Below are 15,440 nucleotides of genomic sequence, written 5' to 3' on the forward strand. Positions count from 1 at the left end.
ATGGATGCTAATTCTTTAATAGGAAGCGGAGGTCTTTTTAAAATTTATTCCAGATATCAAGAACAGTCTCAGCTTGTATTTCCATGGAGTAAGACTGGACGGTTTGTTGCCCGGCTTCTAATGCTCTGTCAAGATTGACTCCCCCCTGCTTCCAAAGCTCAATGGCTTTTTCAAGATTGAGCGCAGCATCAAGTACATCTGCATCTGCAGACCAGAAGCCGTTACCGGACCAGGCAACATCACGTAAGGGCCACCACGGTTTAAATACTGCCCCATCTATCTGGCGCATATAATCCCAACCTCCGAAACCGGAAAAGCCTACAGGAATACAGCCCGAAGCAAGAGCTTCAAGCGGAGGCAATGGACACCCTTCAGGAAAACCGGAGACCAGAAAAATATGACATGCCCGTAGAGTTTCAGCTACGCCCTTCGCATCCATTCCCGCAATTTCAATCCAGCGAATATCTGTATCAGGATTTCTGGCCTTATAAATAGATTTAATCTGGCTTACTAACGCCTTATTTTTGCGTGGCATATAACCTATTCTGATAGGACCGGACGGTTTTTTTTCCGGCGCGTGAAAAAGATCGGTATCAATACCGGGTCTTAAAATAGGGGAACCCCTGCTAAGAGTCTGCTGCATAAACCACTCAACAGGATGCGACACAGCAAGAAAAGAAACAGGCAGATTCCGCCATAAAACGCCATCCGGCAGTGAAGAAAAAAGGTATGCCCAGTTCTGGCAGTAGACTACACATTTTGCTCCGGCATTAAGCCCCGGTGTAAGGCTGTTCACCCAGCCTTCAGGAACAAGCCATAGATCATCAGGAGTCAACCTCAGGTCATCCCAATGAATAGGCTCAGGATACCCCTCAGCAATTTGTGGCATCCAACTGCCGGACTCACGCATTACCAATTGAACGCTATGTCCTGCGCGAGCAAGAATGGACGCAATCTGGCAAAAAACAGTAATGCCACCGGTAGCCTTTCTGACCGGTGGTATAAATATATATGTATTCATAATTTTCCCTTACCGGAACATACAACTGAATCCCCGAATTGAAAAGAAGCTCTTCAACAACCCAGTATTGGACATTTGCAAAAGAGCTTAGGCCATCATGAAAAAAGAAACGGGCTGAAGGTCTATTCAGCTAAACACTGGAGATTACCCGTGACTAGTGCCAGCAAGACGTGCTATCCAAGTATCCGTGAAAAATGAAACATCCTATCTGATCAGTGGCCTGCTGGGACAGCAGTTTATTTTACCGGACCTTCTTGATGAAGTTCCTATAGGTATTGCTGTGCTCAACACCGAGGGCAAAATTGAAGTCGTTAACCGCACATGGCAGATTATCACTGGGGCTGATCCTGATTCCATGATAGGCCTGAAATGCAGCTTAGGACTTCGCTGTGACTACTGCTTTAAGGGATGTCCGGTCATGGCTGATAAAGCAGATTTTCAAGCTGTTGCAGTTGATGCTAACATCATTGACCGCACAAGAACAAAAGTTCCCATCAGACTGACCGTTGCCCCCATTGTAAATAAACACAATATTATTTCCGGATTTGTAGAGACCATTCAGGATATCAGGCAGGTTGCTGAGCTGAGCAGTACAGCCAGCAAAGCATACTCACTGGGCGGGCTTATAGGAACAAGTGCGCCGATGGTCAAAATTTTCAGCATGGTTCCTTCTATTGCTGCAACAGACTCCTCAGTATTGATTACAGGCGAGACAGGAACAGGTAAGGATGTTCTTGCAGAAGCTATTCATAATGCGTCTGACCGTGCCGGAGCAATGTTTATTAAAGTCAATTGCGGAGCATTACCTGAAACATTGCTTGAATCTGAGCTTTTTGGACATGTCAAAGGAGCCTTCACAGGGGCAAATGAAAACAGACCAGGACGTATAAAACTGGCTCATAACGGTTCATTCTTTCTGACTGAAATCGGCGATCTACCGCTGCCTTTACAGGTAAAACTTCTTTCATTCCTTGATGACAAAGTTGTCTATCCGCTTGGCAGCTCTCGCGGATTTAATGCTGATGTCAGAGTTATTGTAGCAACCCATCGTAATTTAAGGCAAATGGTTCAGGATAAGACCTTCCGGGCAGACTTATTGTTCCGGCTGAATGTTGTTCATCTTCATCTTCCACCTTTGAGAGAACGCGGAGATGATATATTGCTTTTAAAAAATCATTTTCTTAAAGAATATTGCACTAAATTCAATAAAAAAATTAATGGGTTTACAAAAAAAGTAGGTAAAATATTAGCTGCCTACAGATATCCGGGCAACGTACGCGAACTCAGAAATATTGTTGAATACGCAGTTAATTTCTGTGATCGGGACATCATTAATACAGAACATCTGCCTGCATATTTGACAGAGCAAGACATTTTACGTCCGATAACAGAATCTGTAACCAATGAACTAGAAAAGGCAGCAACACCGGAATACAGCCCTGCTCAGAACTGGGATGAAGCGGAAAAACAAATGATTATCGAAACACTTATCAAATGTGGAGGTCGCAGAGGGGAAGCCGCCAAAATTCTAAACTGGTCCAGATCAACCTTCTGGCGCAAATTGAAAAAACACTCCATAACCGGATAACTCATGGCTCATAAAATACTTATCCCACTTTTCAACGATGATGTTGCACCGCGTTTCGACATGGCGACAGATGTTACCCTTATAAAAATAAGCTCTGACGGTGAAATAAATGATAGAATCATCGTTCTTCCTCAGGCATCTGCCGATGACCTGTGCGCTCTGGCGACATCTAACCATATTGATGCCGTAATTTGTGGTGGTATTGATGACGAGCACTATCAGTACCTTGTCTGGAAAGGCATTACAGTATTTGATGATGTCATAGGTCCGGTACAGCAAATTTTAGAGGTCTATAAAATAGGTAAGCTTGCGTCCGGAACAAACATTTATACCATCCCCCTCTCTTCTTTATAAATATTTATTAAATCAAACATATTTTATAACCAAAGACAAAACTTTGTTCCATTTTGTCTCATTATGTTTCTTGAGAAACTTTTCACAACGATTCATTATGTTTCAACAAAAAGAAACATATTTTGTTTAAACAAAGTTAACAATCAGTTATATTGGAATTTATTTATACTGGTACACACCATGCTTTATTCTGTCTTATGCTGCAAAAACCGAATACCCGGTTAGCAGTAAAGACACTTTATACAGCATGAAGATAATGGTTGTTGAAAAAGATCCTGAATTCCGTGAACACCTTGCTATGCGCCTTAAAAGCGCAGGCTTGAATATTTATGAAGCGGGCAGCCTTTGCAAAGCTGAAAAGTACATTCAAGAAAATGAACTTGACGGCGTTGTGTTGGGGCTATCCGGTTTTGGACGAAGTTCACTAAATTTGATGGAGATGATTTCAACAATTGCTCCAGAATTAAAAGTTGTTCTCATAAACAGGCACAATAAGATTTCGCTTTCTATTGAAGCTATGAATCTTGGAGCATGTGCTGAAATTTCAGTTCCAGTAGATATCGCTGCTCTGGTAAAAACCCTGCACCGCATTTGCATGGCATCGACAGATATCAAGCAGCAGAAGCGACCTACCAACTTAGACGGGGGAAAACATGAAAAATTCTAAAGTAAGAAATCTTATGATTCCAGTCCGCGAATACTGTCGTGTAAAAGCAGAGACCACGCTCTTCAACGCAATGGAATTTCTGGTTCAGCACGGCGAGCAGCAACAACTACCACATCCTCACCGTGATCTTCTGGTTGAAGATAATAACGGCAAGATTATCGGCAAAGTAACTATGCTCGATATTTTTCACTACCTTGAACCGGCTTATCTAAAAATAGATAACCGAAAGCACTCCAGTTCACTGAGCATGAGTTTTGTACAGAAAGTATATACAGACTTTAATCTCTGGGCAGAACCTCTAAGTACACTGTGTCAAAAAAGTGCAGGAGCTAAAGTGAAAGAAGTAATGCATACTCCAAAACCAAGCGAGATTCTAGGTGAGGACGACAGTATTGATAAAGCGCTGCATGCATTTGTCCTCGGAATACATCAGCCTATTCTGGTACAAAAAAATGGTATCATTACAGGAGTTCTTCGTCTTGGAGACACATTTGAAAAAGTAAGAGATTCAATCCTTTCTTGCGAGATATAACCAGCTGGATTCTTTAAGGAGTGAAAAAATGACTGCTAACATTGGATTGCAGAATAAATTTGATTTCAAGCGGCTGCTATTTATGTTGCTGGGAATATTCCTGTTTGCTTTTGTATACTATTGCCCGGCATGGCCTGATGCAATAGATCCGGGAGGACAGCACTTTGCTCTTACTAAAGAAGCAAAAGGAGCCATAGGCGTATTTCTACTGGCAGGAACATGGTGGGTATTTGAGGTAGTTCCTATTGGCGTCACCTCCCTAGCTATCGGAGTTTTACAGGCCATGTTCTTTATCCGGCCACCGAAAGTAGCTTTCAAAGACTTCATGGACCCTTCAGTTCTTTTTATCTTCGCATCTATTATGATCGGTCTTGTTTTCACCAAGACAGGACTGACAAAACGACTTGCATATAAAATGCTGATCGTTGTTGGAGAAAAAACCCGTAATATTTATCTGGGTGTATTCGTTGTAACTGCCCTGTTGACCCATATTATGGCTCACACCGCTGTTGCAGCGACTGTCTACCCGTTATTACTGGCAATATACTCTCTATACGGTGAAGGAGATAAACCTACTAAATTCGGTAAAGGGTTATTCATAGGTATGGCATATGTCGCCGGAGCAGGCTCTATTGTAACATTGCTCGGAGCTGCACGAGGTGCAGTTGCAATCGGTTTTTACAACGAAATACTGGGGAAAGATATTACCTTCTTCGAATTAACATATTACATGGCTCCCATTGGATGGACTATGGTATTTCTGCTCTGGGGCTTCTTCATGGTTTTCTTTAAACCTGAAAAAGACGTAATCCCCGGATTGCGCGATAAAGCGAAAGAATTAAATACCCAGATGGGACCATTATCCCGTGATGAAATAGTTGCGGCAATCCTCGTCGGAGCAGTCATCCTTGTAATGAGCCTGCGATCCTTCATTCCAGAGCTGAAAGCCATCGACAAAACTTCCATTATTCTGCTTTCCTCAATATCCTTTTTTGTCTTCAAAATTCTGGATATCAACGACCTTGAAGATATACCATGGAATATAATTCTGCTATTTGCAGGAGCAATGTCCATAGGTTTTTGTCTATGGGATACTGGTGCAGCAAAATGGATGGCAGTTAACTGGCTGGTTCTCTTTCAGAAATCAAGCGGGTTTATTTTTATCCTTTCCATTGCCTTCTTTGTAATGATGATGACCAACTTTATCATGAACGTTGCGGCAATTGCTATATCCCTTCCTGTTGCTCTGGTTATTGCTCCATATCTTGGAGTAGCCCCGGAAGTTATACTGTTCGCAGCGCTTGTCGTTGCTGGTATGCCCTTTCTGCTTCTGGTCGGCGCAGCTCCTAACGCTATTGCCTATGACTCCAAACAATTTACTACTGGAGAATTCTTCATATATGGAATTCCCGCAAGTATCATGCTGATGGTAGTTACAGCGATATTCGTTAAATTCATATGGCCTATCATGGGCATGCCCGTTGAAGTGTCACAGGTCTTGCCGGGTTAGCCGGATCAGGTTATAGCTATTCATTAGAGTTAATACTGGGCGGTTTCAGCAGCGGTGCTGAAACCGCCCGGTTGTACATAAACATGTTCCGGTTTCCGCCTACGACTTCCGGTACTCAAAAAGCGAGAAGGATATGAAACAACTACACAAACTTATCGACCATATTGTCAACAGAGTTAATATCAACCTGCGAGAGCCTCTCGTAGATGTAGGTCCGTATATTCGGGACCTCATTCCCAGAGACAGTTTTGCTCTCTACTACGCATTCTACGCCCTGACCAACAACCATCCACTTATGTTTCACTTCCGTCATTCCAGTGTCGGAGGAACATACTTCCTTGGAAAATGTAAAGTTAATCACTCTATCCTTTATAAAAGTGATATCCGTGGAGACGAGTTGAAAAGAAAAGGCAGCATTGTTGACTGCAACGGTCAGAAAGTAAAATTACGCGATGATGAGGTTATCAAAATCAGGGATAGTTTTCTTGCAAAAACGCTTGTACACAATAACTCTCATGATCCTGAAAATCTTGAAGCATTTAAAATATCTAACACCGTCTCTCTACACTACGCCAACATCCACGGCACATCAGTAGAAGGATGTTTCCTCGAACCATTTTCCTCAGTTGACCTTTCTATATGTCACGACTGCGCTGTCGGAGCATACTCATATGTTCAGGCAGGAGAACTCTCTCATAAACGCATTAGAGCTGGACGAGTCTGGGTTAAATCCAAGGGAGAATTTGAGTTCAATTATCAGTATCCTGAAGAAATTCTTACTCAATATATCCGCATGGAAAATCACCGTCCTAAAGGGCTGCTGATGGATTTCTTTGATGAGCGCAAGGAAGACTTTGTACCTATCTATTCTTCAGTAAAACCTGAAAATATGATCGTTGTCCCGGAAGGAGCATCCGTCAGCCCCTATGCGGTTCTAAAGGGGACATGCAAAGTTGATAAAAATGTACTGATTGCTCAGCGTTCTTACATTGAAGATTCTGTCTTAGGACCTGGAGCAAACGCACAGGAAAACTGCTATATCATCAATTCCGTATACGAAGGAGAAGATGTTACCGCTCATGGCGGAAAAGTGATACACTGCCACCTTGGGAAACAGGTTTTTGTCGGATTTAACTCTTTCTTGAAAGGTAAAGAAGACTGCAAAATCAAAATAGGTGGGGGATCAATTATCATGCCCCACACAATTATTGATGCAGAAGAACCGATAGAAATACCTGAGAACTCGCTTGTCTGGGGTTTTATCTGCAAACAAGCCGATCTTGAAATGCACTCGATTCCTCTTTCTGATTTCTCTGCTCTCAAAGGTCAATTCCGTCTTGGAAACATGACCTTCGAAGGGCTCGGAGCAAAATTTGTAGATGGATTCAGGCACCGCATTGAACATATTCTTGAGTGTAATGGTGCGTACTGGGACGGCTCTGACGAAACAGCAGGCCATTCTCAACAGACTCAGGATATTTCCTTCAATATCCTTCAGCCGTATCCTGAAGGAGATTTGCAGGGACTTTACCCGGAACTGTCAATTGACCCGTTGGAACCTAGCGACCTGTAATTCGTTCCACCGGTTTCCCTATAAAATGGCTATTATATAACGGAAAAGGAGTAACCCCGTGCCCAAAACAATGTCTCAAGCGCTACAGAAGAACCTTTTAGGTAATTCCCCTGACTGGTACAAGCTTACTATTATAGGTTTTCTTGTGCTCAACCCTGTTCTATTGGCTGTAGTTGGCCCATTCATAACCGGATGGGTGCTGATTGCTGAATTTATTTTCACTTTGGCAATGGCACTTAAATGCTACCCTCTTCCTGCTGGTGGTTTACTTGCAGTTGAAGCAGTAGCACTCGGTATGACAACCCCTGACGCAGTATATAATGAAACACTGCATAATTTCCCGGTAATTCTGCTGCTTATGTTCATGGTTGCGGGTATCTACTTTATGAAAGACATGCTTCAGTATGCTTTCACCAAAATCCTGACTAAGATTAAATCAAAGGTTCTCATTTCCCTGCTTTTCTGCTTTGCAGGTGCTTTTCTGTCTGCATTCCTTGATGCGCTGACAGTAACAGCTGTAATTATGGCCGTTGGATACGGATTTTATGAGATATACCACCGCTTTGCCTCTTCGGGTAAATGCTCCTTAAATGACGATTCACAAGTTAAGGCCGACTGCATTAATCACCTTTCAGATTTCAGAGGCTTTCTTAGAAACCTGCTGATGCACGGCGCAGTAGGTACTGCTCTTGGTGGGGTATGTACGATTGTAGGTGAGCCTCAGAATCTGTTGATTGGTCATGTTATGGACTGGCACTTTATAGAATTCTTTATCAAAGTTGCTCCTGTTTCAATACCTGTTCTGATTGTAGGTCTGCTGACCTGTGTTATGCTGGAAGTAACCGGTATCTTCGGATACGGTTTTCAGCTTCCTCAAACCGTGCGCGAAATACTTGAAGAAGAAGACCGTAAGAACGATGAAGAAATGACTCTCAAGAAAAAAGCAGCCCTGTTTATTCAGGCCTGTGCAGCTGTTTTTCTAATCATTGCTCTCGCTCTGCATCTTGCGGAAGTAGGTCTTATAGGACTGACCATCATCGTTGTTCTCACCGCCCTGAACGGCGTAACTGAAGAACATCGTATCGGTCATGCCTTTGAAGAAGCTCTGCCATTTACAGCCCTTCTGGTTGTTTTCTTCTCCATCGTAGCTGTAATCCACACTCAGCATCTATTTGCACCTATCATTCATTATGTGCTCAGTCTTCAAGGTAAAGTTCAGCTGGCTGCCTACTATCTGGCAAATGGAGTACTCTCCATGATTTCGGACAATGTATTTGTTGCAACAGTATACATTTCCGAGACTCAGGCTGCATTTCAGAACGGCATAATAAGTAAAGAACAGTTTGACCTGCTGGCAGTTGCTATCAACACAGGAACAAATATCCCCAGTGTTGCAACTCCTAATGGACAGGCTGCATTTCTGTTCCTGCTCACCTCAGCTATTGCCCCTCTCATCAGGCTCTCATATGGGGAAATGGTTAAGCTGGCCTTCCCATACACAATTACCATGTCTCTGACAGGTCTAGCCGCAGTATGGTGGCTACTGTAAAAACAGACACTTATAAATAAAAAGGTCCTCCCGGTCAGATGCCCGACCAGGAGGACCTTTTTATTATTTCACAGTCATCCTGAAAAGAAATCTTAATCCTGCATACGGGCAATAATCCCGTTAAGCTCTTGCGCCAGTTCCGACATCCGGCTGACAGCTTCAGCAGATTCATTCATTGCTTGTGCTGTTTCGCTGGCGATTGAATTAATCTGCCCTGTTGAGCGGCTGATTTCTTCACTTGCTGCTGATTGTTGCTCTGAAGCAGTCGCAATAGAACGAACCTGATCAGTAGTCTCTGCAACACAATCAACTATTTCTTTTAAAACTTCACCAGACTTGTTTACCAAATCAGTGACTTTATTTATTGACTCAGTAGATCTCTCGGTATTGGCAATATTCTTCTGAGCACTATTCTGAATATTTGTTATATATTCACCAACTTCACTGGTTGCTGTCATTGTTTTTTCAGCCAACTTACGGACTTCGTCTGCAACAACGGCAAAGCCTCGCCCGGCATCTCCGGCGCGTGCAGCTTCAATGGCTGCGTTAAGAGCCAGCAGATTAGTCTGATCGGCAATATCGCTGATAACACCCATTATATTACCAATTCCATCGGCCTGCTTACCAAGTTCGGCCATATCACTCTGCAATTGCTCAGACTGCTCATATACCTGTGAAATTGTTTCCACAGCGCTAGCAACCATTTTTTCACCTTCACCGGCCTTGTGCTGAGACTCAGCAGCAAGATCAGCAGCAGTAGCAGCATTCTTAGCAACTTCAAAAACAGTTGAGTTCATTTCATCCATAGCGGTAGCAGCTTCACTTGCCATCATGGATTGTTCTTCAGCCCCTCTACTGGACTGTTCAACCTGTGCGGCAAGGGCTTCAGAAAAACTTGAAACCTGATTAGAAACATCAGTAGCACTGACTGCGGCTTCAGAAATCATACGGTTGTTTGCTTCAATCTTTCGCTGCTGATCCCTGATTTCAGTCATATCAATCCACATAGTGACCGAACCAAGCATATTTCTATCCATGTCGTAAAAAGGAGTAGTAGAAACGCTTATATCTTTATGTGTGCCTGAAAAAGTAGTATACTTTACTTCAGCCTGCATCTGGCGTTTCTCGTCAATAGCTTTTTGAGACAAAGTCCTCCGACTGCTGTCGCCATAAAAAAATTCACCGGGATTAAGACCAACTGCTTTTTCAGGACGGACTTTACTTTCAATCAAATCACACATCTGAGGATTAACCCAGAGAAGATTGTTATCTGGACCGACAATCCCACAAGGCAGAACTAGACCATTAAGAACTCCCTCGGAAAAACCAAGCTTATGCTTAAGCTCACTAACCATATGTTTGATATTTTCAGCAAGATCCAACAATTCACAAACATATTCTCCATGTAACTCTTCTTTAAAATTACCCTGAGCTATCTCATTGGTAAAATCCTTTATATTATCCATGGGCCCGGTAACCTGTCTGCGAATAGAAAATACGATCACACTGACAAGAAGAAGAATCATCAATATTCCCATCCCGAGGAGAATATTACGCTGGTCACGGGCAACTTTGGTCAGATCTGAAACATAAGCTGACATGCAGACTACCCATCCGGTCATGGGAACAGTTTCAAAGTACTGAACTTTATCTTGCCCTTCCCAATTATACATCGTCTTGCCCTTACTTGATGCAAGACTGTCTTTGACAAATTGACGATCTGAGAAATCCTTCAAAATTATTTTATCATCGATTTTATGAGCAATCATCCTACCCTTTCCATCCAGTATATAAGCATATCCATGCTCTCCTATACTAATATCTCCGATGATTCTGCTGGAATATTTTTTCCAATCCAGGGCAGCAAAAATACCACCAATTAGTCTACCATCTTCACCACGGACAGGAACTGCCATCACAACAATTAAACCGTACCCATTCTTGGAACTCAAAACGTCAGAAACAACAAAGTCCTGACCATTAATAACCTTACCAACATAATCACGGCGGCTCAAATCAAGCCCGCTCATATCCTGACCATCACTCCCCATTCCAAAAACAACTTTACCAGCTACGTCAAAGGCAGCTATCCCAGTCAGGTTCTGGTAGTTGCGCAACATTTCCTTCAAAGACCTTGTAGCTTCTGGTACGGCCTCATTATTAACCAAAGCCTCTTTGAATTCTCTGTTGTTAGAAAAGCCGATAAGGTCAGTCTTAGAAAGGGCTAAAAAGTCTTCAACCTCACCGACTATCATATCATTCAGGACTTCCATGTTTTGTTCCTGAATAGACATCACTGCTGAGTTCGTCATATTGCTAACAACAAACACAAAACCAGCTACCGAAATCGACACTATCACTGTTATCAAAACAGCAAGTCTCGTATTTATACTGTTAAAATTCATTAAAAATATCCTCGTAATAAAAATATTAAAAATACATAAAGTTAAAATAAAAAAGTCTATAAATAAAGAACTCCTTGTCTTAGCACTAAAGAAAACAAATCATATTATTTTAATAAATATTATAAAAATTTATAATTGCTAAACGTCATAACAATTCAGTCACAAAAAAACATCTAAACTATTCAGCAGTTTAACAAAAAAAAGCCCTACACTTTGGTAGGGCTGATTCATTAAGAAAACTTGAGCAATTACTTATTTTGACTTGTTATATTCTTCGAGCATGCCTGTCATTTTATTCAAAAGTTCTCCACGCTCTTGCGCTACCTTTTTCCACTTTTTCTTCTCGCTTTTTAAAGCTTCTATAGTGTGTAAAAGATCCTGAATAGTGTTCGCAGGATAACCGTGCTTTGCATAGTTACCTTTGCGTAGCTCCTCATCATTTCTCTGGCGTAGGGCTCGTAACTGGCTGGCTGATAATATCATACTCATGCAGTGTTAAAGTTTAGCTGTATCAGTTTGTAAAACTACATTTAGAAAAGCACTTAAGCAAGTGCATTAATAAAATATTCATAAAAAACGGGTGCGACAGAGATTACTGTCGCACCCGGATAATATAGCATATCAGCAAATTTTATAAACGGACTGTCTGCTTATCTGTTACAGGCACAAGAGTCATAACTGTATTCAGTTCTCTGACGATACTCTTCCTGCTTGCCCTTGTTCCAACGATTTACAGGACGATAGTAGCCAACGATACGAGTATAAACTTCAGCTTCCTTACCGCACTCGGGACAATCAAAATGCTCCCCGTAAAGATAGCCATGCTCCTCGCACACAGAAAAGGTGGGGGTAACCGAGATATAAGGGATCTTGGTGTTAGTCATAGCTTTTATGATAAAGTTTTTCAAAGCTGTGGTATCAGGGACAGCTTCACCTAAAAATGAGTGAAACACTGTTCCACCATTATACAAAGTCTGAAGTTTGTTCTGGTGCTCAAGAGCATAAACAACATCCTCAGTAACTCCTACAGGCAGTAAAGTAGAGTTGGTATAGTAAGGATCATTATCACCGGAAGTATAGATATCTGCATAAAGCTGCTTATCAATCTTTGCCAGACGGTAGCATGTTCCCTCACCGGGGGTAGCCTCAAGATTAAACAGATTTCCTGTTTCTTCCTGAAACTCGACAGTAAGATCACGCAAATGATGAAGAACACGCTGCATTAAACGGCTACCGGAATCAGTATCAATCCCTTTACCAAGCAGGTTATGACAGGCTTCGTTACCGCCGATAAGACCGATTGTGGAGAAATGTCCTTTAAAACCATTCTTCAGGTAACGCTGAGAAAATGGGAACATACCCTTTTCAAAGTTATAGGAAACCAATTTACGTTTGTATTCCAGTGAATCCTTAGCAAGAGCTGCATACTCGGTGATCAGATCAAGAAAGTCCTCTTCACCCTGCGCAAGATAAGCAAGCTTAGGAAGGTTCAAGGTAACAACACCTATAGAACCGGTAAGGTCCCCGGCGCCGAAAAGTCCACCTGTCTTCTTGCGAATTTCACGCAAATCCATCTGCAGACGGCAACACATAGAACGGACATCTTCGGGATTGAGATCAGAATTGATAAAGTTCTGAAAATAAGGAGCACCATATTTTGATGTCATTTTCAAAAGCAGTTCACCAACTTCTGTTTCCCAGGGAAAGTCCGGCGTAACGTTGTATGTGGGGATAGGGAAAGAGAAAATACGCCCGTCAGAATCACCTTCAAGCATAACTTCAACAAAAGCTTTGTTAAACATCTCCATTTCCGCTTCATATTCCCCGTATGTGGAATCAAGGAACTCGCCACCAATGATGACTGGTTCATTTGCAATATGCTTGGGAGGAACAACGTCCAAAGTAAAGTTAGTAAAAGGACTCTGCCCACCCCAGCGGGAAGTGGTATTAAGATTGAAGATCAACTTCTGTACAATCTGCTTTACACGATCGTAATCAAGACCGTCGTGACGAATGAAAGGAGCAAGATATGTATCAACGTTATTGAAAGCCTGTGCACCAGCCCATTCATTCTGAAGGGTCCCAAGAAAATTGACCATCTGTCCGGTAACAGAATCAAAATGTTTTGCAGGACCGGAGGAACAACGTCCTTTAAGTCCAAATCCCTCCAGCAGAAGATCCCTCAGAGACCATCCTGCGCAATAACCGGCAAGACCGAAAGAAAGATCGTGAATGTGGAAATAGCCATGCTCGTGGGCCAGCCTGATTTCTTCTGGCAGTTTTTCAAGGCAATAACGAGCTTGAACCGCACCGGACATATGCAGCATGAGCCCTTGAAAGGAATGGCCCATGTTAGAGTTTTCATTAACACGCCAGTCAGAACGATCAAGGTAGCTCTCAATAGTTCCGGCAATATCAAGATATGTTTCATCCTGTTTACGCAGTTCGCGTCTTTTTTCGCGATATATGATGTAGCGTTCAGCTACGGAATAAAGACGATTTTCCATGAGTACAAGCTGAACCATATCCTGAACCATTTCCTGTTCAGGGACATCAACATCAGCCAGTTTTTTCTCAACTTTTCTTCCAAGACGCTTACTGAGCAAAGGGTCTTTGATTCCGCTGGCCTTAAGTGCTTTAAAAATAGCTTGTGAAATTCTTTCTGTAGACCAGGACTCGAGACAACCGTCACGTTTTAAAATCTGTTTTGGCATTAAACTACCTATTAAAAAGTTGTCCGCACACATCATATCCTGCCTGCAAAACACGCAAGTTAAATCAGCAACTTTATGGTTGCAATTATGAGAACCTTTCAGGTTCGGTAGGAGATGTGAACTTATGGCGCAGGAGACCCTGAAGGTTCATCCCGCAGGACTTTGAGACCGAAGAAATGTCAGAAACATCATATTTCCGGTCAATTTGAATTTACCTGTTTAGAAGAACAGGCATGCTTCAGGTCGGGGCACTGGCTATAATTTACAAGACCTGTAAAAAAATCACAGTGGCAGAACCGCCCCGGATTCAAACCGGGTTCCCATCAAAATCATTTGCCGCTGGCAAAATGATTCCTGAAGTGCTGACGACAAAAAACACTTTATCAGAGTTAAAATTATGGTCAAGAGTTTCTAGATTTTTTCATGAGAGATTGCTGCTATCCATTGGGAGAGTAAGGCTAATCATCATAGAACAACAGTTTTCCACAATTGTTCTTTAGATGTTCAAAACCATTTAACAGACTGTTTTGACATAATTATTTAAAACTGTTTTGTTCAAAAACATAAAAATATTCTTTAAGTCTACCCACTCATTTTAATTAAAAAGACGCATTCATTTTATCAATACATGATAACAACAGTTCCTTCTGAGAATCAGACAGATCGGTGGTAATTTCCTCAATTAGACGCAGATGCAGCCTGTCATGCTCTTCAAACATTTTTTGTCCACTCTCAGTCAGTTCTACCAGAATCGAACGGCGGTCAGTCTGATTCGGTATACGGCAGACATATTTCTTCTCTTCAAGTCTATCCACCAAAACAGTCAGTGTTCCGGTAGTGATCCCCATGTGCTTAGCAAGTTCTTTCATTCGTATAGACTCATGAATACCCAGAACTTCCAAAGTATGCATTTGCGAAAGAGTCAAACCTTTATCACGTACAACATCATTCTCCCATGAAGATAACTTTTCATAAAATTCCACGATACTATGATTTAAACTATTCAGCACTGGCATTACTCATCTACTCCTATAAAATCGTATAACTATAAACAGCAAAGCCGATAGTAAGTAACCCCGCAGTGCGCATAACCAGAGGTTCTACCCAACTATGTTGTAAAGCACGAACAAATGATGCAGCCTTATAGATAGCATAAATCACAGCTGAAAGGACAATCGCCGTACCTAAAGCATAGCTTGCAAAAACAGCAGTCCCTTTAAAGATATTTGCTGAATCAAGTGCATATGAATACATTATGGCTACAGTTGGGCACGGTACAATCATGTTCACAAAACCGATTGAAAACAATCCCCATATAGTGGCTTTACGCATAACTGTTGAAGACGTGAAGTCGGTGCTGCATCCGCAACATGCATGTCCATGGCTATGATGATGGTCATGCATGCATGTATGCTCGTGCTCGTGCTCGTGGTCATGCTCGTGACTGTGGTCATGCTCGTGACTGTGGTCATGCTCGTGACTGTGGTCATGCTCGTGACTGTGGTCATGCTCGTGACTGTGGTCATG

The 15,440-nt window shown here is 42.2% G+C and carries 13 protein-coding genes and 1 riboswitch; of the genes, 7 read left to right on the forward strand and 6 right to left on the reverse strand.

The window, feature by feature from the left end; all coding sequences use genetic code 11:
• Positions 1-37: 37 nt before the first annotated feature.
• Positions 38-1,021, reverse strand: coding sequence for a glycosyltransferase family protein (locus H589_RS0109875; protein WP_027721860.1), 984 nt, complete (start codon positions 1,019-1,021; stop codon positions 38-40).
• A gap of 157 nt (positions 1,022-1,178) precedes the next feature.
• Here H589_RS0109875 and H589_RS0109880 point away from each other — a divergent pair, with 157 nt between their 5' ends.
• The 7 genes from H589_RS0109880 to nhaB all read left to right on the forward strand — a co-directional run bounded on the left by H589_RS0109880 (position 1,179) and on the right by nhaB (position 8,794).
• Entirely contained in the window at positions 1,179-2,609 is a 1,431-nt protein-coding gene (locus tag H589_RS0109880) for a sigma-54 interaction domain-containing protein (protein ID WP_245577095.1), read from the forward strand.
• Between the two features lie 3 nt (positions 2,610-2,612).
• On the forward strand, positions 2,613-2,963 hold the full coding sequence (locus H589_RS0109885) for a NifB/NifX family molybdenum-iron cluster-binding protein (RefSeq protein ID WP_027721862.1): 351 nt from the start codon (positions 2,613-2,615) through the stop codon (positions 2,961-2,963).
• Positions 2,964-3,219: 256 nt separating this feature from the next.
• Positions 3,220-3,630, forward strand: a complete 411-nt coding sequence (locus H589_RS19585) for a response regulator (protein ID WP_245577096.1) — start codon at positions 3,220-3,222, stop codon at positions 3,628-3,630.
• Complete coding sequence (locus H589_RS0109895; RefSeq protein WP_027721863.1) at positions 3,617-4,162, forward strand: CBS domain-containing protein; 546 nt, start codon at positions 3,617-3,619, stop codon at positions 4,160-4,162. Before H589_RS19585 ends, H589_RS0109895 begins: the two co-directional genes overlap by 14 nt.
• A gap of 28 nt (positions 4,163-4,190) precedes the next feature.
• Entirely contained in the window at positions 4,191-5,672 is a 1,482-nt protein-coding gene (locus H589_RS0109900) for an SLC13 family permease (RefSeq protein ID WP_027721864.1), read from the forward strand.
• A 133-nt stretch (positions 5,673-5,805) separates the two neighbouring features.
• Positions 5,806-7,245: a transferase gene (locus H589_RS0109905; protein WP_027721865.1), complete on the forward strand. Its 1,440-nt coding sequence runs from the start codon at positions 5,806-5,808 to the stop codon at positions 7,243-7,245.
• A 58-nt stretch (positions 7,246-7,303) separates the two neighbouring features.
• Positions 7,304-8,794 carry a sodium/proton antiporter NhaB gene (nhaB, locus tag H589_RS0109910; RefSeq protein ID WP_027721866.1) on the forward strand — a complete coding sequence of 497 codons (1,491 nt, stop codon included), beginning with the start codon at positions 7,304-7,306 and terminating at the stop codon, positions 8,792-8,794.
• A 92-nt stretch (positions 8,795-8,886) separates the two neighbouring features.
• On the opposite strand, the gene H589_RS0109915 is transcribed toward nhaB, so the two are convergent.
• The 5 genes from H589_RS0109915 to H589_RS21255 all read right to left on the reverse strand — a co-directional run.
• A complete protein-coding gene (locus H589_RS0109915; RefSeq protein ID WP_027721867.1) occupies positions 8,887-11,199 on the reverse strand; it encodes a methyl-accepting chemotaxis protein in 2,313 nt (770 codons plus the stop codon).
• Between the two features lie 252 nt (positions 11,200-11,451).
• Complete coding sequence (locus H589_RS0109920; protein ID WP_027721868.1) at positions 11,452-11,682, reverse strand: hypothetical protein; 231 nt, start codon at positions 11,680-11,682, stop codon at positions 11,452-11,454.
• Positions 11,683-11,849: 167 nt separating this feature from the next.
• On the reverse strand, positions 11,850-13,913 hold the full coding sequence (locus H589_RS0109925) for a ribonucleoside triphosphate reductase (RefSeq protein ID WP_027721869.1): 2,064 nt from the start codon (positions 13,911-13,913) through the stop codon (positions 11,850-11,852).
• 224 nt (positions 13,914-14,137) lie between these two features.
• Positions 14,138-14,286, reverse strand: a riboswitch (cobalamin riboswitch).
• 226 nt (positions 14,287-14,512) lie between these two features.
• A complete protein-coding gene (locus H589_RS0109935) occupies positions 14,513-14,929 on the reverse strand; it encodes a MarR family winged helix-turn-helix transcriptional regulator (RefSeq protein WP_027721871.1) in 417 nt (138 codons plus the stop codon).
• Positions 14,930-14,942: 13 nt separating this feature from the next.
• A partial coding sequence (locus H589_RS21255; RefSeq protein WP_425411456.1) for an urease accessory protein UreH domain-containing protein occupies positions 14,943-15,440 on the reverse strand: 498 nt, incomplete at its 5' end.

It is taken from the genome of Maridesulfovibrio zosterae DSM 11974 (genome assembly GCF_000425265.1).
GTDB classification, from domain to species: Bacteria; Desulfobacterota; Desulfovibrionia; order Desulfovibrionales; family Desulfovibrionaceae; genus Maridesulfovibrio; species Maridesulfovibrio zosterae.

What these genes read in the sequence shown, in the direction of transcription:
- H589_RS0109875 (WP_027721860.1), bottom strand. Translation starts at nt 1,021, where the DNA reads ATGAATACATATATATTTATACCACCGGTCAGAAAGGCTACCGGTGGC.
- H589_RS0109885 (WP_027721862.1), top strand. Translation starts at nt 2,613, where the DNA reads ATGGCTCATAAAATACTTATCCCACTTTTCAACGATGATGTTGCACCG.
- H589_RS19585 (WP_245577096.1), top strand. Translation starts at nt 3,220, where the DNA reads ATGGTTGTTGAAAAAGATCCTGAATTCCGTGAACACCTTGCTATGCGC.
- H589_RS0109895 (WP_027721863.1), top strand. Translation starts at nt 3,617, where the DNA reads ATGAAAAATTCTAAAGTAAGAAATCTTATGATTCCAGTCCGCGAATAC.
- H589_RS0109900 (WP_027721864.1), top strand. Translation starts at nt 4,191, where the DNA reads ATGACTGCTAACATTGGATTGCAGAATAAATTTGATTTCAAGCGGCTG.
- H589_RS0109905 (WP_027721865.1), top strand. Translation starts at nt 5,806, where the DNA reads ATGAAACAACTACACAAACTTATCGACCATATTGTCAACAGAGTTAAT.
- H589_RS0109915 (WP_027721867.1), bottom strand. Translation starts at nt 11,199, where the DNA reads ATGAATTTTAACAGTATAAATACGAGACTTGCTGTTTTGATAACAGTG.
- H589_RS0109920 (WP_027721868.1), bottom strand. Translation starts at nt 11,682, where the DNA reads ATGATATTATCAGCCAGCCAGTTACGAGCCCTACGCCAGAGAAATGAT.
- H589_RS0109925 (WP_027721869.1), bottom strand. Translation starts at nt 13,913, where the DNA reads ATGCCAAAACAGATTTTAAAACGTGACGGTTGTCTCGAGTCCTGGTCT.
- H589_RS0109935 (WP_027721871.1), bottom strand. Translation starts at nt 14,929, where the DNA reads ATGCCAGTGCTGAATAGTTTAAATCATAGTATCGTGGAATTTTATGAA.